The 18,334-nt window shown below is 37.1% G+C and carries 20 protein-coding genes and 1 other annotated feature; of the genes, 17 read left to right on the top strand and 3 right to left on the bottom strand.

Annotated elements, in window-relative coordinates:
• Nucleotides 1-152 precede the first annotated feature (152 nt).
• From ACZ11_RS03685 to ACZ11_RS03700, 4 genes are all read left to right on the top strand, one after another.
• On the top strand, nt 153-1,784 hold the full coding sequence (locus tag ACZ11_RS03685; RefSeq protein ID WP_049663897.1) for a Na/Pi cotransporter family protein: 1,632 nt from the start codon (nt 153-155) through the stop codon (nt 1,782-1,784).
• A 216-nt stretch (nt 1,785-2,000) separates the two neighbouring features.
• Nucleotides 2,001-2,480 carry a DUF456 domain-containing protein gene (locus tag ACZ11_RS03690; RefSeq protein WP_049663900.1) on the top strand — a complete coding sequence of 160 codons (480 nt, stop codon included), beginning with the start codon at nt 2,001-2,003 and terminating at the stop codon, nt 2,478-2,480.
• 218 nt (nt 2,481-2,698) lie between these two features.
• Nucleotides 2,699-3,304 (top strand): superoxide dismutase, encoded by a 606-nt coding sequence (locus tag ACZ11_RS03695; protein WP_049663902.1) that lies wholly within the window; start codon nt 2,699-2,701, stop codon nt 3,302-3,304.
• 386 nt (nt 3,305-3,690) lie between these two features.
• Nucleotides 3,691-5,892, top strand: coding sequence for a peptidoglycan D,D-transpeptidase FtsI family protein (locus ACZ11_RS03700; protein WP_049663904.1), 2,202 nt, complete (start codon nt 3,691-3,693; stop codon nt 5,890-5,892).
• Nucleotides 5,893-6,024: 132 nt separating this feature from the next.
• On the opposite strand, the gene ACZ11_RS03705 is transcribed toward ACZ11_RS03700, so the two are convergent.
• A complete protein-coding gene (locus ACZ11_RS03705; protein WP_232733170.1) occupies nt 6,025-6,219 on the bottom strand; it encodes a hypothetical protein in 195 nt (64 codons plus the stop codon).
• Between the two features lie 366 nt (nt 6,220-6,585).
• Between ACZ11_RS03705 and ACZ11_RS03710 the strand changes: the two genes are divergently transcribed.
• The 9 genes from ACZ11_RS03710 (at nt 6,586) to ACZ11_RS03750 (ending at nt 15,764) form a co-directional block, all read left to right on the top strand.
• Nucleotides 6,586-7,560: a PstS family phosphate ABC transporter substrate-binding protein gene (locus tag ACZ11_RS03710; RefSeq protein ID WP_049663907.1), complete on the top strand. Its 975-nt coding sequence runs from the start codon at nt 6,586-6,588 to the stop codon at nt 7,558-7,560.
• A gap of 64 nt (nt 7,561-7,624) precedes the next feature.
• A complete protein-coding gene (gene pstC / locus ACZ11_RS03715; protein WP_049663908.1) occupies nt 7,625-8,572 on the top strand; it encodes a phosphate ABC transporter permease subunit PstC in 948 nt (315 codons plus the stop codon).
• 1 nt (nt 8,573) lies between these two features.
• Nucleotides 8,574-9,452 (top strand): phosphate ABC transporter permease PstA, encoded by an 879-nt coding sequence (gene pstA, locus ACZ11_RS03720; RefSeq protein WP_049663910.1) that lies wholly within the window; start codon nt 8,574-8,576, stop codon nt 9,450-9,452.
• Between the two features lie 12 nt (nt 9,453-9,464).
• Nucleotides 9,465-10,298, top strand: coding sequence for a phosphate ABC transporter ATP-binding protein PstB (gene pstB / locus ACZ11_RS03725; RefSeq protein WP_049663913.1), 834 nt, complete (start codon nt 9,465-9,467; stop codon nt 10,296-10,298).
• Nucleotides 10,299-10,310: 12 nt separating this feature from the next.
• On the top strand, nt 10,311-10,970 hold the full coding sequence (gene phoU, locus ACZ11_RS03730; RefSeq protein WP_049663914.1) for a phosphate signaling complex protein PhoU: 660 nt from the start codon (nt 10,311-10,313) through the stop codon (nt 10,968-10,970).
• Between the two features lie 365 nt (nt 10,971-11,335).
• On the top strand, nt 11,336-12,208 hold the full coding sequence (locus tag ACZ11_RS03735) for a vWA domain-containing protein (protein ID WP_049663915.1): 873 nt from the start codon (nt 11,336-11,338) through the stop codon (nt 12,206-12,208).
• An 81-nt stretch (nt 12,209-12,289) separates the two neighbouring features.
• Nucleotides 12,290-13,357, top strand: coding sequence for a mechanosensitive ion channel family protein (locus tag ACZ11_RS03740; RefSeq protein WP_049667024.1), 1,068 nt, complete (start codon nt 12,290-12,292; stop codon nt 13,355-13,357).
• 34 nt (nt 13,358-13,391) lie between these two features.
• Nucleotides 13,392-13,656: a binding site (T-box leader), on the top strand.
• Between the two features lie 153 nt (nt 13,657-13,809).
• The gene (gene trpE, locus ACZ11_RS03745) at nt 13,810-15,195 is read left to right on the top strand and encodes an anthranilate synthase component I (protein WP_049663917.1); all 1,386 of its coding nucleotides are present in this window, start codon (nt 13,810-13,812) and stop codon (nt 15,193-15,195) included.
• Nucleotides 15,192-15,764, top strand: a complete 573-nt coding sequence (locus ACZ11_RS03750) for an anthranilate synthase component II (protein ID WP_049663920.1) — start codon at nt 15,192-15,194, stop codon at nt 15,762-15,764. The genes trpE and ACZ11_RS03750 overlap by 4 nt, the downstream gene beginning before the upstream one ends.
• A 92-nt stretch (nt 15,765-15,856) precedes the next feature.
• On the opposite strand, the gene ACZ11_RS03755 is transcribed toward ACZ11_RS03750, so the two are convergent.
• Both ACZ11_RS03755 and ACZ11_RS03760 read right to left on the bottom strand, forming a co-directional pair.
• The gene (locus ACZ11_RS03755) at nt 15,857-16,354 is read right to left on the bottom strand and encodes a hypothetical protein (RefSeq protein WP_049663921.1); all 498 of its coding nucleotides are present in this window, start codon (nt 16,352-16,354) and stop codon (nt 15,857-15,859) included.
• A gap of 3 nt (nt 16,355-16,357) precedes the next feature.
• Nucleotides 16,358-16,804, bottom strand: coding sequence for a hypothetical protein (locus tag ACZ11_RS03760; RefSeq protein ID WP_338048277.1), 447 nt, complete (start codon nt 16,802-16,804; stop codon nt 16,358-16,360).
• A 150-nt stretch (nt 16,805-16,954) separates the two neighbouring features.
• Here ACZ11_RS03760 and rpmG point away from each other — a divergent pair, with 150 nt between their 5' ends.
• The 4 genes from rpmG to ACZ11_RS03770 all read left to right on the top strand — a co-directional run bounded on the left by rpmG (nt 16,955) and on the right by ACZ11_RS03770 (nt 18,168).
• Entirely contained in the window at nt 16,955-17,104 is a 150-nt protein-coding gene (gene rpmG / locus ACZ11_RS24865; protein ID WP_008408521.1) for a 50S ribosomal protein L33, read from the top strand.
• A gap of 134 nt (nt 17,105-17,238) precedes the next feature.
• The gene (locus ACZ11_RS26150; protein WP_161804429.1) at nt 17,239-17,403 is read left to right on the top strand and encodes a hypothetical protein; all 165 of its coding nucleotides are present in this window, start codon (nt 17,239-17,241) and stop codon (nt 17,401-17,403) included.
• Nucleotides 17,373-17,957 carry a 5-formyltetrahydrofolate cyclo-ligase gene (locus ACZ11_RS03765; RefSeq protein ID WP_049663925.1) on the top strand — a complete coding sequence of 195 codons (585 nt, stop codon included), beginning with the start codon at nt 17,373-17,375 and terminating at the stop codon, nt 17,955-17,957. Before ACZ11_RS26150 ends, ACZ11_RS03765 begins: the two co-directional genes overlap by 31 nt.
• Nucleotide 17,958: 1 nt before the next feature.
• On the top strand, nt 17,959-18,168 hold the full coding sequence (locus tag ACZ11_RS03770) for a YqgQ family protein (RefSeq protein ID WP_049663926.1): 210 nt from the start codon (nt 17,959-17,961) through the stop codon (nt 18,166-18,168).
• Nucleotides 18,169-18,334: the final 166 nt, after the last annotated feature.

The following is an 18,334-nucleotide window of genomic DNA, read 5'->3' on the forward strand; positions in this document are numbered from 1 at the left end:
ACAAGAAATGAAATTAGTAATAATTACTGAGAATACGGTAATGAAATGTTAATATTGTGTAAAGAAGTTAAAGGTTTTCTTTACTTTTTTTAAACTATCATTTAAAGATTAGGAATAGAGAAGTAGAGATGTAGGAATTGGAGCGAATACAATTGACAATAGATTGGCAAAGCATACTGTTTCAATTTTTAGGCGGTTTAGGAGTCTTTTTATTTTCCATAAAATTTATGGGGGATGGGCTTCAAAAATCAGCAGATGATCGACTGCGTGAATGGTTAAATCGTTTTACAACAAACCCTTTAATGGGCGTTCTAGTGGGCATAATTGTAACGATTTGTATCCAGTCGAGTTCTGCAACAACGGTGATTACGGTGGGGCTAGTGAGTGCAGGTTTTTTAACATTACGTCAAGCAATCGGTGTCATTATGGGGGCAAATATTGGGACGACCATAACCGCCTTTATTATTGGTATTAATATCGGCATATATTTCTATCCATTATTGGCGATTGGTGCTGGGTTGTTATTTTTCTTTAAGAAAGCGACGTATCAGTATATCGGACAAATATTATTTGGCTTCGGTGGATTATTTTTAGGATTAGAGCTAATGAGTGCAAGCATGCAGTCACTTCATCAATTAGCGGACCTAACATCATTAACGCTTCATCTAAGGGATCAGCCCATTGTAGGAATTTTTCTAGGGACAGTGTTTACGTTGCTTGTCCAAAGCTCAACAGCCACTGTTGGTGTGCTACAGGGCTTATATGCTGAGCATTTAATTGGCTTAGATAGTGCTTTGCCTATTTTATTTGGTGAAAATATAGGCACGACCATTACGGCAGTTTTAGCTTCACTTGGTGCTTCTGTATATGCTAAACGTGCAGCGGCAGCCCATGTGCTATTTAATATTATAGGTACGATCATTTTCATGATGTTTTTTATACCCTTTATGCATTACGTTCAGTGGATTAGTGGGCTATTCCATTTAGAAGCGAAAATGCAAATAGCGATAGCGCATGGCTCATTTAACGTGATTAATATGATGATTCAGCTACCATTTATCGGAGGATTGGCTGCACTTGTCACGAAGCTAGTACCTGGGCATGATGGAAATATTAATGTGACAACGAAGCATTTAGATCCATCATTCATTGATTCTTCTCCGGCGATTGCACTTGGGCAAGCGAAAGAAGAAGTGTTACGTATGGGGGAACATGCACTTCATGGTTTAGAAGAAACATTTTTATATATGAAAACTGGTGAAGGTGCTCATATCCCTACAGTTTTACAATTAGAAGTAGCGCTCAATCATTTAGACAAGGAAATCACGAATTATTTAGTGATGGTGTCTAAGCAACCACTGTCTCGAGCAGACTCAGTAAGACACCATACACTGCTAACAAATGTACGAGACATTGAACGTATTGGCGATCATTTTGAAAATATTTTAGAGCTTTTACAATATAAAGATCATCATGAGGTAAGTTTAAGTAAGTCAGCCCGACAAGATTTAATAGGCATGTTTAGCTTGGCGATTGAAGCTGTACGAAAGAGTATAGCGGCTCTAGATACAGCTAGTTTGAGCTTGGCGCAGGAAGTAACTGAGCTCGAAAGCTTGATAGATGATATGGAAGATAAGCTAAGACAAAAGCATATTGCGCGCTTAAATACAAATGAATGTAATGGAGCGGCAGGAATCGTCTATACGGATATCGTTAGCAATTTAGAGCGTATAGGAGATCATGCTGTAAATATAGCTGATTCAATTTTAGGGATTCGACATTAAATCAACGAAACTTTTAGCTTTGTGAATCCGTATGAAAGGTAATGCACGATCAGGCTGGTTGAGAAGGAACAAGGATTTCTTTGTTAATTTAGAGCTATGTATGCTCATTTAGAGCAAATTGTAGCGAAGGAAGTGGCTCAGCTCACGTCAATAGAATAGATTAGCTTCTTCTTAGTTAACTAACCTGATGCACGACAAAAGGAGAGAATTTTTTTTATGGAAGTTGTTGGCTGGATCTTAGTGATTGCCTGCTTTATCATTTCATTTGTTGGATTGGTATACCCGATAATTCCAGGTGTGATTTTTTTAATCGGTGGTTTTATAGTATATGGATTATTTTTTTCATTTGCGGAGCTAAGCTGGTGGTTCTGGGCGACTGAAATTATATTTGTTGTCATTTTATTTGTTGCTGATTCTGTAGCAAATGCCTTTGGTATTAAAAAATTTGGTGGTTCAAATGCTGGTATGTGGGGCAGTACCATTGGTTTATTAATTGGTCCGTTCGTTATTCCGGTTGTAGGTATATTAATCGGCCCATTTTTAGGAGCTGTGATTGGAGAGTTAATCGTAGAGCGTCGTACTTTTGGAGAGGCTGTGAAAAGCGGTGTTGGCTCTCTCGTTGGCTTCTTAACATCAACACTTGCAAAAGCAGTAATTCAAATCGTCATGATTGTGGTGTTCTTTATAGCGATATGATTTTATTCCATATAGTTTTTTAAAGCCTTCGGTCGATTCCGGACGCAATTATGCCGAGGCATAATTGACAAAACAATAGGGTAGGATAGTAGACGTATTGTTTTTCAGTCAAAAGGCTGAAATCTTCAATTTGAAGTATTTTTCGTTGAATGGTTTGACCAATTTTGATAATCTAAGAATGTATTAATTATTTCTTTACTTTAGGGAGGAACTTAACAATGGCTTTTGAATTACCACAATTAACTTACGCTTATGACGCATTAGAACCACATATCGATGCAAAAACAATGGAAATTCACCATTCTAAACACCACAATACTTATGTAACAAATTTAAACGCAGCAGTAGAAGGCACTGAATTTGCTGAAAAAGATATTAATGATCTTATCGCAAATATTGATGCTCTTCCAGCTGACAAACAAACTGCTGTACGTAACAACGGTGGCGGACATGCAAACCACACATTATTCTGGGAATTAATCGCTCCAGGCGGTTCAAATACTCCAGTTGGCGAAGTTGCAAAAGCAATCGATGCTAAATTCGGTTCTTTCGATGCATTCAAAGAAGAATTTGCAAAAGCTGCTACAACTCGCTTCGGTTCAGGTTGGGCTTGGTTAATCGTTGATGGTGACTCAGTTGCTGTTACATCTACTCCAAACCAAGACTCTCCAGTTATGGAAGGTAAAACTCCAGTTCTAGGTTTAGACGTTTGGGAGCATGCTTACTACTTAAACTACCAAAACCGTCGTCCAGATTACATCGGTGCATTCTGGAACGTAGTAAACTGGGATGTAGTTGAAGCTAAATTCCAAGCTGCAAAATAATTAATGTTTATTAGAAGGCTATGCCAAAGGTGATTACTCGCCAAGGCATAGCCTTTTTTGCTGTCTTTTTTTGGGTTCTATAATGTTTGATGTATCCAATACAATTTAAGGTGAATGCCTCGATACGCCCATTAGTAGAAAGGGCGGAGCAATCGCCGGAACGTTTGGTGAAGAAGCTTCACATTGTACCTCACCCTCCAATATTTAATGTAAAAACTATTTTTCTAACAATCGATAAAAAACAGAAACTTTTCATCTTAAAGTGCCGTCAAATAAATGATGTTTTCAAGCATAAATTCTCAAGTGCATGCTTTCCTGTCGTACCTTCGAATGGTATACTAGATATCGTGTATTTAAATTGTAATTAGATGAGGAGGGGAATACATATGCGCAAAGCACCGGGAAAAAATCGCGCGACGAGTGTTAAAGCAAAACATCACTCTAATTTAACATTTCGTATGAATGTCCTTTTCTTTGCTATATTTCTCGTATTTTCAATGCTAATTTTTAGGCTTGGCTATATGCAAATCGTAAAAGGGGAAGATTATGTACGTGATTTAGAGCGTAAAGAGGAGGTATCTGTCAATACAAGTGTGCCAAGGGGACGAATGTATGATCGATACGGGCGTATTTTAGTGGATAACCAACCAGAAAACGCTATTACGTATACGAAAATGCCGGCGACAAAAACAGATGAAATCTTAGACATAGCCGAAAAGCTTGCACAATTGATTGAGCAGCCAACAAACCGTGTTACTTTACGTGACAAACAGGATTTTTGGATTATAAAAAACCACGACGCTGCCTATAAAAAAGTAACAGAGGCAGAAAAAAAGAAAATTAGTGCCCAAGAAAATGTACAGACAAGTCAAATCAATGCACAGATAGATAAACTTGTTCGTGAACGAATTACAAACGAAGAATTATTGCAGTTGACAGAAAAGGACTTAGAAGTATTAGCAATCTTTAGAGAGATGGTATCAGGCTACAATTTATCACCACAAATTATTAAAAGTGAAAATGTATCTGACGATGAGTTTGCACGTGTCTCTGAACGTTTAACTCAACTACCTGGCGTTAACACAACAACTGACTGGAAGCGTTTGAAATTATCATCACTCGGTATTTTAGGACGTACAACAGTACCGGCAAAAGGGATTCCGAAAGAAAACCTGAATTATTATTTAGCTCGTGATTATTCACGAAATGACCGTGTTGGTGAAAGTTATATTGAAGCGCAATATGAAGATTTACTGCAAGGACAAAAATCAGTTGTAAAAAATATTACGAATAAAAAAGGGCAGGTAGTCGATACCGTTACGACCTATGAAGGTGAGCCTGGTAAAGATTTAAAACTTACAATTGATAGTGAGCTACAATTAGAAACAGAAAAAATTGTCGAGCGTGAATTGCTTAATTTAAAATCACGAGGGGGTTCGTATTTACTTGATCGTGCCTTTTTAGTCATGATGGACCCGAATACAGGCGATATTTTATCAATGGTTGGTAAGAAGATTGAGAAAAATCCTGAAACCGGGAAAATTGAAGTAGTCGATTATTCATATGGTACCTTTACAACAGCATATGAGGCAGGTTCTGCAGTTAAGGCAGCAACTCTCCTTACTGGTTATAATCAAGGAGTTGTTTCAATGGGTACCGTAATGGGAGATGAACCTATTGTATTAGCAGGGACATCACCAAAAGCTTCAATTTTTAACCGAAATGGTTATATTTCAATGGATGACTTAACGGCTCTAGAACGTTCGTCGAATGTTTATATGTTTAAAATTGCAATGCTTATTAATGGAACACCTTATAGCTATAAGATGCCACTTCGTTTAAAAGACGATACATTCCCTAAAATGCGTAATAATTTTGCGCAATTTGGCTTAGGTGTAAAAACAGGTATTGACTTGCCGAATGAATTTAGTGGTGTAGAGGGTCCATCAGGTCCAACGATGGGTGGTAAAACACTCGACTTAGCAATTGGACAATATGATACGTATACGCCTTTACAATTGGCGCAGTATATCTCGACAATCGCAAATGGTGGTTATCGTATTCAGCCACATGTTGTAAAAGAGGTACGTGAGCCATCAAATGATGGGCAACATTTAGGTCAATTAGTGAATGAAATAGGGCCAACAATTTTAAATCGTATCGATAATCCTGTAGAAGAAATTGATTATGTGAAAAAAGGGTTACGTCTAGTTTATACAGGTTCGCAAGGTACTGCGCGAGCTCAATTTGCAAATACTCCATATACAGCGGCAGGGAAAACAGGAACAGCAGAGGTAGTGTATTTCGGACCGTTAAAAGAGTATTATGGTACGGACACACTTACTTTTACACATGTTGGTTTTGCTCCTTATGAAAATCCTGAAATTGCCTATGCTGTTGTCATTCCTTGGGCAACTACAGGTCGTGAACATTTGCCAAATAATAACATTATCGCTCGCGATGCTTTAGACAAATATTTTGAGTTAAAAGCAAAATATAACGCTGAAAAAGTGACTGACAGTAATGTGAAACAACCAATTTTACCAGCTATTACAGAAGACAAAATTGGTGAAGATGAGCAAGAATAAGAAAAACCGCTAGTGCATTTCTATGCCTAGCGGTTTTTTTACAGTTCAGAGTTATTATTGAATATCTGCGAAAAAACACGGTATGAAAGATACATTTTCATACCGTGTTTTATTTATTATATAAAAGACTTATTATACAGATAATTGTTGAATCGCTTTTTCAAATTGTTGTTTCGGTTTTAATCCATAAAGCTCTATATTATTACAGAAATAAGACTCTACCATAAAATCAACGGCTTCCTGTAAAGTATATTCCCGATGTTCCATAACAAGTGTTAAATACGTTTTAAAGTAATCGGCATTTTGTACTTTTGCATGCTTTATCACAAAGTCAAACTCCTCTTAGATTATTTCCTGACACAATTGCATATTATAGCATTTTTCCAAAGGGAAGCAAGTTTTATCTTCATTCCAAAGAAGACTTTCACCTCTTAAGATGGTGAGATGATTGTGGAGGCGGCCCATTTACAGTAAATGCTCAATTACCAACTGAAATCGAGGAACTCAAGCTAAGAACTTCACATCCTGTGGAAAATCGATTCAATTGTAAATTCATCTTTACAATCATTTACAAAGCATTACATTCCTTTACGTCTCTTTTACGAACTGTTTATACGACTTCAACATTTAGTCATTATAGTAAAGATTGTAAGACAAACAACTATAAAAATGTTAGTGACGGAGGCAAATGAGATGAAAAAGTGGAAGTACTTAACGATGACAGCGGTAATGGGTTCAGCATTAATGCTTGGTGCATGTGGTAGCGACTCTGCACAAAAAGGTAACAACACAGAAACAAACGCACCGGCGAGTTCAGGACAAGATGCTGCTGACAAAAAACTTCAAGGAGCTGTTTCTGGAGATGGTTCATCAACTGTCGCACCAATTATTGAGGCAGTAGTTGAAGAGTATGCAGGGACTCAACCGAATGTCAAAGTATCGGTAGGTGTTTCTGGTACTGGTGGTGGTTTTGAAAAATTCATCGCAGGTGAGACAGACTTTTCAAATGCATCTCGTTCAGTAAAAGATGAAGAGAAAGCAAAACTAGAGAAAGCAGGAATTGCTTTTACAGAGCTTCCTTTAGCATATGATGGGATATCGATTGTAGTGAACCCTGAAAATGATTGGGCGAAGGATCTAACAGTTGAACAATTAAAGAAAATTTGGGTTGAAGATGGTAAACAAAAAAAATGGTCGGATATAGACCCATCTTGGCCAGATGAAAAAATCGTGTATTACTCACCAGGTACTGACTCAGGGACGTACGATTACTTTGATGAAACGATTTTAGACGGTGCTGATCTAGCAAAATCAGCAACATTATCAGAGGATGATAACATGCTAGTTCAAGGTGTAGCGGGTGACAAAAACGCAATCGGCTTCTTTGGCTACGCTTACTACCTAGAAAATAAAGATAAATTAAGTATCGTGAAAGTTAACGGCATTGAGCCAACAAATAAAACAATTGAATCTGGTGAATACGCACCGCTTTCACGACCACTATTTGTATATGTGAAAAATAGTGCTATGAAAGAAAATGAAGCGGCATATGACTTTGTCAAATATACACTTGAGCACGCAGGAGATATGGCAGAAGCAGTAGGTTATGTCAGTCTACCAGAAGATAAATATAGTGAAGCTTTAAAAACTTTAGAAGGCTTAAAATAAGTAGACATGCATGGAGGGGAAGAGATGTATGCTCTTTCCCTCTCTTATTTGAAAGGAGCACCCAATGGTTTCTCAAAAAGAAAACAAGACATCATCTGTGCAGCAATTAATTGCAAATTCGCGCAATAAAAAAACAAAGAAAATAGTGGAAAAAGCAATGCCAACCCTATTATTTTCTGCGGCACTTATTTCTATATTGACGACATTTGGCATTGTTTTCACCCTTATTTTTGAAACGTTTGAATTCTTTAAACGTGTTTCGATTACGGATTTCCTATTTGGTACACAGTGGCTACCGTTTTCAGGGAAGGAACCGTTATTTGGGATATTACCTTTAATCGCTGGAACATTGAAAGTCACACTTATTGCAGTTGTCGTAGCAGTACCGTTTGGCATTGCTTCTGCAATCTATTTAAGTGAATATGCAAGCGAAAAAATAAGACGTACGGTTAAGCCTATTTTAGAGGTGTTAGCAGGTGTACCAACGATCGTTTATGGCTTCTTCGCATTAACATTTGTCACGCCGATGTTACAGCAAATTATTCCAGGGCTGAAACTTTTTAATGCACTTAGTCCGGGGATTGTTGTAGGTATTATGATTTTACCAATGATTACATCACTTTCTGAGGATGCGATGTCATCTGTCCCAAACAGTATGCGTGAAGGTGCTTTAGCTCTTGGAGCAACAAAATTTGAAGTAGCTATAAAAGTAGTATTACCAGCTGCATTATCGGGCATTATCGCTTCGGTTGTCCTCGCCATTTCCCGGGCAATTGGAGAAACTATGATCGTATCACTTGCAGGTGGATCTACACCTAAATTCGATTTAGATGTGACAGACTCGATTCAAACGATGACTGCGTATATTGTACAAGTCGCAACAGGCGATGCTGGTTATGGTACGACGATTTATTATTCGATTTATTCAGTAGGATTCACATTATTTATCTTTACTTTAGTGATGAATTTACTTGCTCAATATATTTCTAAACGCTTCAGGGAGGTTTACTAACATGCGCTATATTGATGACACGGTCGTCATGAAACGAATGACAAAGCGTATTACGTTTAATAAAGTTTGGAAGTCATTATTCTTCTTAGCTACGACCTTTGCATTAGTGACACTAGCTATTTTGCTTTATCGAATAATTACACAAGGTTTCGACTATTTAACAATCGATTTTTTAACAAATTTTGCATCACGATTCGCAGATAAAGCGGGTGTTAAGGCAGCTTTAATAGGTTCACTTTGGCTGATGGCAGTTGTTGCTCCAGTGTCGATTATTATAGGTGTAGGGACTGCGATCTATTTAGAGGAATATGCAAAGAAAAATAGACTAAATGACTTTATTCGTATGAATATTTCTAACTTAGCAGGTGTACCTTCCATTGTTTTTGGTTTACTTGGGTTAACAATTTTTGTTCGAATGTTGGGACTAGGGAAAAGTGTTTTAGCAGCTGGTTTAACAATGAGTTTATTAATTTTACCAGTGATCATTGTTGCGGCGCAGGAGGCTATTCGTGCTGTACCGAATGAACAACGCGAAGCTTCTTACGGTATGGGCGCGACAAAATGGCAAACGATATTGCATGTTGTGCTACCGGCAGCCATTCCAGGGATTTTAACAGGAAGTATATTAGCAATGTCTCGTGCGATAGGTGAAACAGCACCACTTGTTGTAATTGGTATCCCTGTTATTTTACAGTTTTTACCTAATGGTTTATTGAGTCAATTCACAGCTTTACCGATGCAAATTTACGATTGGGCAAAACGTCCGCAAGAGGCATTTCAATATGTAGCGGCAGCCGGTATTTTAGTTCTTATGACAGTGCTTTTACTGATGAACTCTATTGCCATCTTTATTCGAAATAAATTCCAAAAACGTTATTAATGAGGTGACCTTATGGTACTGGGTATAAAAGAGGAAAATTCAATTGTCAAATCGATTCATACGGCTATAAAGCCATCTGCTGATGTTGCCAAAAAAGTAGTATATGATACACGTAATTTAAATTTATGGTACGGTGATCATCATGGTTTAAAAGACATCAATTTAAGCATCTACGAAAATGAAGTAACGGCTATAATTGGCCCTTCAGGCTGTGGGAAATCTACTTATTTAAAAACTCTAAACAGAATGGTAGAGCTTGTACCAAGTGTTCGAACATCAGGTGAAATAGTATATCGTGAGCGCAATATTCTAGATAAAAGCTATACTGTTGAGGAATTACGCACTCGTGTAGGTATGGTATTTCAAAAGCCAAACCCATTCCCGAAGTCTATTTACGATAATATTGCATATGGTCCACGTATCCACGGCATAAAGAATAAGAAGATTCTTGATGAAATCGTTGAAAAATCTTTACGCGGTGCCGCAATTTGGGATGAAGTAAAAGATCGCTTAAATCAAAATGCATACGGTTTATCAGGTGGCCAGCAACAACGAATCTGTATTGCTCGCTGTTTAGCGATTGAACCAGATGTTATTTTAATGGATGAACCAACATCTGCACTTGATCCGATTTCTACATTAAAAGTCGAGGAACTTGTACAAGAGCTGAAAAAAGATTATTCAATTATTATCGTGACACATAATATGCAACAAGCGGCGCGAATTTCTGATCGTACAGCATTTTTCCTGAGTGGAGAGGTAGTTGAGTACGATAAAACAGACGTTATCTTCCAAACACCAGCAGATCAACGCACTGAAGATTATATTTCAGGTCGTTTCGGTTAAGGAGGGGATTAGATGGTAGTACGTGAACGTTTTGAAAAGGAATTAAAAGAGGTCCAAGAACAATTTATCGAGATTGCCAATAGTAGTATCAATGCTCTTAAATTAGCATTTGAAGCATTATTAAATCAGGATTTAGAGACATCCTTAAAGATTCTTGAGGACGATTTAATCATCAATCGTCTTGAAGAAGAAATCAATGACCATGTTATTTTAATGATCGCTAAGCAGCAGCCTGTAGCTACTGATTTACGTCGTCTCATGGTGCTTGTCAAAGCGTCATCTGATATGGAGAGAGTAGGGGACTATGCAGTTAATATTGCCAAAGAGACAATTCGAATTGGCAAAGAACCGCTTGTCTTTCCTACAACAAATTTGCAAACGATGTGTAACAAGACTGTAGAAATGCTAGAGAGTATTATCAAAGCTTTTACAGAGGAAGATACTGTTCATGCTAAGGAAATTGCTGAGCTAGATGATTACGTGGATGATTTATATGGAGCGACAATAACATTATTGTTGCGCGCAGGAGCTGAAAATCCAGCACATATTTCTCAAATCACACACTTAACCTTTGTTTGCCGATATTTAGAGCGCTCAGCTGACCATGCTACAAATATTGCTGAACACTTATTTTACTTAGTTAAAGGTAAGCATTATGAATTAAATAATTAGTAAGAGAAGAGCCAATTATAGGCTCTTTTTTTCATATTGTAAAAAAACAAATGGTCAAAGAAATCTTTGTAAATGTGGTGGTACTTTAAATTAGGTGATTCCATGCTACTCGCTTTCCTGTGGGTGAGCACGAGCTACTTCCTTCGCTTACAATAATGCTGCAACTTCGCTAACATTGCGCTCAGTCGGAACAGAAATCAATCCCTTGTTTTGCCGAAGAGTCATACTAAATTTAATAATAAATACCAGCAACATTATTAATCAAAATAGCGTCAAAATACTACAAATGTTATTGTATTGTCAAAAAATTATTTTGGTTATACTATAGACATTATCCGAAAAAAAGCGCTGGGAGGTGCTGCTTCGTGAAAGACGCTGTAGAATCACTCATAAAGAAATTTGATCTGGAATTCACGTCAGAACAAAGTGACTTTTTACGTTTTCTATATGAAAACTTACATCTAGAGGAATTAAGTAACAAGGAACAACATTTTTTTATTGATTTTTTTTACAAGAGTGAAGCATTACGAAATATGGCAGCATTTGCACTTGAATTGGCAGATATTATTCATGAAATTTATGAAAATATACCAGCTATTGAGCAAAACGAACGATTGGCTAATGGAAAAGAGCAGCGCTTGTATTATGAGCGAAAGTGGCAGGTAGCTAGGCGACGAAAGCTTAATCGTCAAACAATAAAAAAAGGAAACATTCTATATGTTCCGTTTGATGAATTCAAAAAAGAAGCAGGTCCTATTATTATTTGTCTTGAGCAAACAACTGGTATGGCGGCATATTCTGAGCTTTGTAAAAGCATAATTTTACCGTTATTTATGACCGCTCACCGTGAACGTCGAGATTTATATATCGTTCCATATGACTGTCAAGTTCATGTACATTTTCAATTTGAAAAAGGGCATTTAAATTTATCCGATTTTAAGGATTTTATTGATTATAAGGCAAAGGGAGAAGCTGCCTTTTTGCCAGTGCTCCATTTTGTAAAGGGCTTGCTCCAAGAAAATCAACATTGTACAGAAGCGGATATTATTATTTTTACAGAAGGCACCCCAATCGACGGGCAGCATCTTGTTGGAAAGCAAGCGAAGGCAGTGCTTGAAGAAATGAAGCGAAAGTACCATGCTGAATTTTCGGTTATCGCTATGCATGAACATAATTTTAATGAGCAACAATTTTGGTTTGCTAATAAGGCTTTTTTTGCGGATGATGCTATTCAATAAAACGGAGCTGATCGTCATTGTTGATTGGCTCCTTTTCTGTGAATATACATAGTAGTTAGAGGAGAATGAAATTTGAATTCAATGGATTGGTTATTACCTGATATTTCAACCCCAACATGGATGGAAATTATTATTGCCATTGCACTTTGTGTAATTGGTTGGCTTTTTCAGCAGTTTGTTATAAAGAAAATTATTAATCGTACTGTTACTTTTTTGAGAGATCGTCAGCGTAACTTTCAGGCAACAGTACTCGCACAATTTAATAAAGCGATTCGCTATGCATTTATGTTTGCAGTAATTGTACTTAGCTTATCAATATTATTAGAAATCTTTTTATTTACACATGTAGCAACTAAAAATTTTGTATTGTCTATTATGGTCTTTTTTGCCTTCAAAGGCGTATATGATGTATTAAATTTTTATACAAAGCAGCCACTACTGTTGAATAACGATGATGAACCAAATGTCCTGTTACCTTTTTTTCTTCGTATAGGAAAAGTGCTTATTATGATATTGGCAATGTTTACGATTGCTTCTTTCTGGAATTTTAATTTGAATGGCTTTTTAACAGGGATTGGCTTAACTGGTGTAGCAATTGCCTTTGGTATTCGAGATACACTAGCACATGTTTTTGGCGGGATGTCAGTAGCATTAGATAACCCTTTCCAAATTGGCGATTGGATAGCAACAGAGGACCAAAAAATTGAAGGAACTATCGAGGATATTAATCTTCGAAGTACTTTAATTCAAACGGGAGATAAAGGGCTTGTTTATGTACCTAACTCCTATTTGGTAAATCGACCAATCTATAATTTATCGAAACGAGAAAAACGGAAATGTGAGCAATTTTTATTTGTAGCTGCTGAAAATGAAGAAGATAAACTACGAAGTGCTTTAAGTGCTATTCAGAAGGAAATTTATTTGCATGCTCAAACAGAAAAAGAAATGATTCATGTATTTATAGATGAGTTTTATCCAACCTCTTATCGCGTCCTAGTGCGTTTCTATGTGGCAACAAACGATACGGCAGAGATGCTAAATGTGCGACAAGATATTTTATTTGCTATTCGTCAAATCTTTCAAGAACAAAATATTATACTAGCTAATCCAGATGAAGATGAATGGCTTCGTAATAAAAAAACAAATTGAATTGTTAGTTTTTTTACTTTACAATGAATACATGTAATCAGCTTTGATGAAGAGTAGTAGCTATTATTATTTGTTATAGAGAGCTAGTGGTTGGTGGAAACTAGTACAAATAAATAGTGAATGGACTTCGGAGCTCTAATCCTGAATAAAGTATGGATTAGCGTCTGCCTACGTTACAGGGTATAGAGTGGGTCTTTAACTCTTTCAGCAGGTATCCAAGCATCAGCTGATTGTAATTATGCTAGGGCATAATTGATGAAGACCAATGAAGGTGGCACCACGGCTTTTCCGTCCTTTTGTGATGGAAAGGCCTTTTTTTATTTGTTTTGGCGGAATGAATCCGGACGCGATGTTTATAGAAGTGCTAAAGAAACGGCAGCGTTCATAACGCCAATGCATAATTGATAGATTTTGGTGTAGAAGAGCAGAGCATAGAAAAGGAGAGAAAGAGTATGACAGTTGAGCTTAGGAAGTTTGCCATGAAGGCATTACAGGGTGATATGATGACGCCAATTTCCGTTTATCAATCAATTAAAGGGGAGCATAAGATGCTTTTCGAATCATCTGCAAAACATGAAGAAAGTGGGCGTTATTCGTTTATTGCGGTCAACCCAATTGCAGAACTGATTGGTGATAGGGATGGTTATTCTTTTACTAAAGGCGGAGAAACAGAAAAATCGAGCGACAATGTATTAGAAAAATTAAAGCAAGTTATGCCGTTGCATAAGGCACAGTATCCTTTCGCCTTTTTTGGAGGAGCAATTGGGTTCTTTGGTTATGAAACAGCATTTTATACAGAAAAAATAGGTGAATACTTGCAGGATGATTTAGAAATGCCGGATGTTCATATCTTTTTCTATGATACATTTATCGTTTTTGATCATTTAAAGCAAGAGATTACATTAGCGGCAATCGATTTATTTGATGAAGGGCGTTCTCCTGAAGCGATGGAATTGGCTATTTCTACGATGAAAGAGCAGCTTTATACTGGAACAACGTTTGACGATCCGACGTTTGGAAAGCTAGATTTCAGCCCAATGATCGCCAAAGAAAATTTTGTGGCACTGGTTGAACGTGCAAAGCAGCATATTCGTAAGGGGGATATATTCCAAATTGTTTTATCACAACGCTTCACTTCACCATATAAAGGTAATCCTTTCGCTTTGTATCGTCAATTACGTACTTCTAACCCTTCGCCATATATGTTCTATATGGATTTTGGAACGTATACCATTTTAGGAACATCTCCTGAAAGTCTCGTTAAGGTGAAGGATCGAAAGGTAACGACAAATCCTATAGCAGGAACGAAGCCTAGAGGTAAAACGGTGGAGCAGGATAACGCGATCGCGGAAGGTTTATTAAATGATGAAAAAGAAATTGCTGAACATCGTATGCTAGTGGATTTAGGGCGTAATGATCTTGGACGTCTTGCCAAGGTGGGTTCAGTGAAGCTTATAAAATATATGAATATTGAGCGATATAAACATGTTATGCATATTGTATCAGAGGTTATCGGCGAATTACGTGATGATGTACATGTTTTGGATGTTCTTCGAGCTTGCTTACCTGCTGGTACAGTATCAGGTGCGCCGAAAATACGCGCTATGCAGCTTATCAATGAGCTCGAGCCTGTGAAGCGAGGTATCTATGCAGGTGCAGTAGGCTATATTTCCGCTACAGGGGATATGGATTTAGCACTCGCCATTCGGACAATGATCATAAAGGATCATCGTGCCCATGTTCAGGCAGGAGCTGGTATTGTTTACGATTCTGTGCCTTTGTCTGAATATGAGGAAACGCTAAATAAAGCTCGTGCGTTATTGGAGGTGAAAAAATGATTTTACTGATCGATAACTATGATTCATTCACATATAATTTATTTCAGCAAATACAAATGCTTGGCAAAGATGTAAAAGTAGTACGAAATGATGAAATAACAATTGAAGACATTAAGAAAATGCAACCTGAAGCCATTATTTTATCACCCGGCCCAGGTACGCCAATTGATGCAGGAATAACAGTGGATGTTGTTAAAGAGCTATATACGAAATTTCCGATTTTAGGCATTTGTCTTGGACACCAATCGATAGGGCAGGCTTTTGGGGGTAGTATCGTTCAAGCTAAAAATATAATGCATGGAAAATTATCGACGATTCAATATGAAAAAACAGGCTTATTTGCTCAGTTAGACGGTAAAATCGAAGTAATGCGCTATCATTCCCTCGTTATTGAGCAGAGCACGTTACATGAGGATTTTAATATTTTAGCAAAGTCCAGTGATGATGGTGAAATTATGGCAATTCAACATAAGGAATACCCACTTTTTGGATTGCAATTTCATCCGGAATCCATTGGGACACAAGAGGGCAGTATAATGATGCGTGCTTTCTTAGAACAAATTTCATAAATTAAAAAGTCTGTCATCGAAAAATCAGTAGTTGGATTTTTGATGACAGACTTTTTTATATGAGATATTTTCCAATCAATTGGATGATAGTGTTATTGCTTTTTCCCTGTAATCAATTTTGCAATTTCCTCTAGAGACATCGAAGAATTGACCTCGTAGGAGCCAATTTGTAAGCTTCGAGAGTATTTAGGGTTAGCAAGTAAAAGTTCCATTTCAACACTATTGTCAATAATGCCATCATCTTCAAGCTTTTTCGCCACAATATATGGTGTAATACCGCTGTAAATTTGGAGTGTCATTGCTGTATCATTTGCAGGTACATCTGCGGTTTTATGAGTGTCCTTAGTCGTTGTTTTAGGTGTATCTGTCTTCTGATTAGTTTCCCTTGGGGCTTGCTTAGCTTGTTCCTTTAACAATGCAATTTCTTTATTTGCTTGTTCGAGCTTTTTTTGCAACTCATCTACATGTTCTGTATTTGTGGAAGCTTTAGTTGGAAGACCGATATTGAGATCAAAACGAGCAGCTAAAGCTAACAAGGCACCTACAAGAAAAAGCGCAATGCCGAATGCACGGATAGCGGACTTATTCATGAATTACCGACCTCCGTTTGCAATCACTTGGCAGACTTGCTCTTCAGTTAAATTTGAACGAATACTTATATCTGCGACAGAAAGACCCTGCTTATTTAGTTCAAGCACCTGACTTACAATAATTTGATGTATAGGTTTCGTTTTTGGAGCAGCTTGTCCTGTTTTCGATGCCTGAGCAGCCAGTTGAACAGCTTGCATGACTTGTTGGACCTTTGGATTTGGTATAGCGTTATTTTGTGCTGATTTAACCTGAAACTCTGGCTCTAATAACAGCTCTTCCTCAACAATTTTCAGACGTCGTTTTAAATTATTTGTCTCTTGAAAAATAGAGATGGATAGCTCCTCTACATCTTGTTCGACCTTTTTCGAGCTGTTTTTGAAAAAGAACGAAACAATAATTAGGAGAATTCCCACAATCATAAGTATGATGGATAAATCCAATAGTTTCACCTCATTAAGTATGTAATTATAAGGTATTTTACCATATGCAAACTTAATATGAAATGAAGGTAGATTTTTTTTTGTTTTATGTTATAATAGGTTAGTCGTATAAATCATGCTCAAAATTTTAATTCTTGATATAGAGTGGGAGGGTTAATAATGCGCGTAAACATTACTTTAGCTTGCACAGATTGCGGCGAACGTAACTACATTTCTAAAAAGAACAAGCGTAACAATCCAGAGCGTCTTGAACTTAAAAAATATTGCTCTCGCGAGAAGAAATACACTCTTCACCGTGAAACTAAGTAATCGCTCATTAAGCCAAAACCACTTGTGGTTTTGGCTTTCTACATTTTATCTTCATTCAACAATTTTTTTCTGTAGCGACAGGCACTGAAGACTGCTACCTCTGAAGGTTGAAAGATGAATGAGGATTTCTTTCAATGGGTAACCGAACATCAACTGAAATAGAGGAACTCAGTCTAAGAACGCCAAGTCTTGTGTTAATTTATCTGCGCGAAAGCGAAGCGGCAGCAGCAATTACGCCAAGGAGAAATTTAATAGGAGGTAGCTTAGCATGGAAAAAACAACTTTACGGAACGAAGTAAAGGAAGCTCTTGCCACAATGAGCGAAGTAGCTTACCACAATCAATCCAATGCTGTAGTTAAAAAAGTGCTACAGGAACCATATATAATAGAAGCAACTACAATAGGCATTACCATTTCCAATAAGCCAGAAGTCGACACAATTCAACTAATAGAAGAATTGTGGCAACTTGGTAAAAAAGTCGCTGTACCTAAATGCAACCCAAAAACAAGAGAAATGTTATTTTATGCCATTGAATCGTTTGCCCAGCTAGAAACTGTTTATATGCATTTGCGTGAGCCAATTCCAGAGATGTGTGAGTTTGTTGACGCAAATGAAATGGATGTCATACTTGTTCCAGGAGTTGTTTTTGATAAGTTCGGCTATCGAATAGGCTATGGCGGTGGTTATTATGATCGCTATGTATTAAACTACAAGAAGGGTAAGCTCATGTCTCTACTATTTAATGAACAGCTATATGAACGCGTACCTAAAGAAGCACACGACTGCCCAGTAGATATCATTGTGACACCGACAAAACGTATTGACTGTGTAACACAACGAGGAGCGAACTAAAATGGACAAAATGTTAGATATTTATGAACTATTGAAAACATATGGCACTTATATTTACACACGAGATCCCATTGGAGATTTGATGTTAATGGAGGATGAAATTCGTGAGTTGTATAAAGCGAATGTACTAGATATTAAAGATTACCAAATGGCATTATTACTAATTCGACAAGAAACAACAAAGCTTCGCATGAAAGAAAATAATCAGTAATGTTTTAAATATAATTCATTTGTGGTATTGTAAACATAATGTAACATGTATGTAATATTCTTAAAAAACAGTGGTTCTCCACTGTTTTTATTTTTTACGAAACTTTTTACAAACAAAAACGTATATATTACTATCAGGGCGCATAAATGAACGAGGAGCGCAATTT

This window comes from Lysinibacillus xylanilyticus, from assembly GCF_001183605.1.
In the GTDB taxonomy this organism is placed as follows: domain Bacteria; phylum Bacillota; class Bacilli; order Bacillales_A; family Planococcaceae; genus Lysinibacillus; species Lysinibacillus xylanilyticus.

Coding starts and splice junctions, on each gene's coding strand:
- trpE (WP_049663917.1), top strand. CDS start 13,810: ATGACAGTTGAGCTTAGGAAGTTTGCCATGAAGGCATTACAGGGTGAT.
- ACZ11_RS03740 (WP_049667024.1), top strand. CDS start 12,290: ATGGATTGGTTATTACCTGATATTTCAACCCCAACATGGATGGAAATT.
- ACZ11_RS03700 (WP_049663904.1), top strand. CDS start 3,691: ATGCGCAAAGCACCGGGAAAAAATCGCGCGACGAGTGTTAAAGCAAAA.
- ACZ11_RS03765 (WP_049663925.1), top strand. CDS start 17,373: ATGGAAAAAACAACTTTACGGAACGAAGTAAAGGAAGCTCTTGCCACA.
- ACZ11_RS03690 (WP_049663900.1), top strand. CDS start 2,001: ATGGAAGTTGTTGGCTGGATCTTAGTGATTGCCTGCTTTATCATTTCA.
- ACZ11_RS03695 (WP_049663902.1), top strand. CDS start 2,699: ATGGCTTTTGAATTACCACAATTAACTTACGCTTATGACGCATTAGAA.
- pstB (WP_049663913.1), top strand. CDS start 9,465: ATGGTACTGGGTATAAAAGAGGAAAATTCAATTGTCAAATCGATTCAT.
- ACZ11_RS03750 (WP_049663920.1), top strand. CDS start 15,192: ATGATTTTACTGATCGATAACTATGATTCATTCACATATAATTTATTT.
- ACZ11_RS03710 (WP_049663907.1), top strand. CDS start 6,586: ATGAAAAAGTGGAAGTACTTAACGATGACAGCGGTAATGGGTTCAGCA.
- pstA (WP_049663910.1), top strand. CDS start 8,574: ATGCGCTATATTGATGACACGGTCGTCATGAAACGAATGACAAAGCGT.
- rpmG (WP_008408521.1), top strand. CDS start 16,955: ATGCGCGTAAACATTACTTTAGCTTGCACAGATTGCGGCGAACGTAAC.
- ACZ11_RS26150 (WP_161804429.1), top strand. CDS start 17,239: ATGGGTAACCGAACATCAACTGAAATAGAGGAACTCAGTCTAAGAACG.
- ACZ11_RS03755 (WP_049663921.1), bottom strand. CDS start 16,354: ATGAATAAGTCCGCTATCCGTGCATTCGGCATTGCGCTTTTTCTTGTA.
- pstC (WP_049663908.1), top strand. CDS start 7,625: ATGGTTTCTCAAAAAGAAAACAAGACATCATCTGTGCAGCAATTAATT.
- phoU (WP_049663914.1), top strand. CDS start 10,311: ATGGTAGTACGTGAACGTTTTGAAAAGGAATTAAAAGAGGTCCAAGAA.
- ACZ11_RS03770 (WP_049663926.1), top strand. CDS start 17,959: ATGGACAAAATGTTAGATATTTATGAACTATTGAAAACATATGGCACT.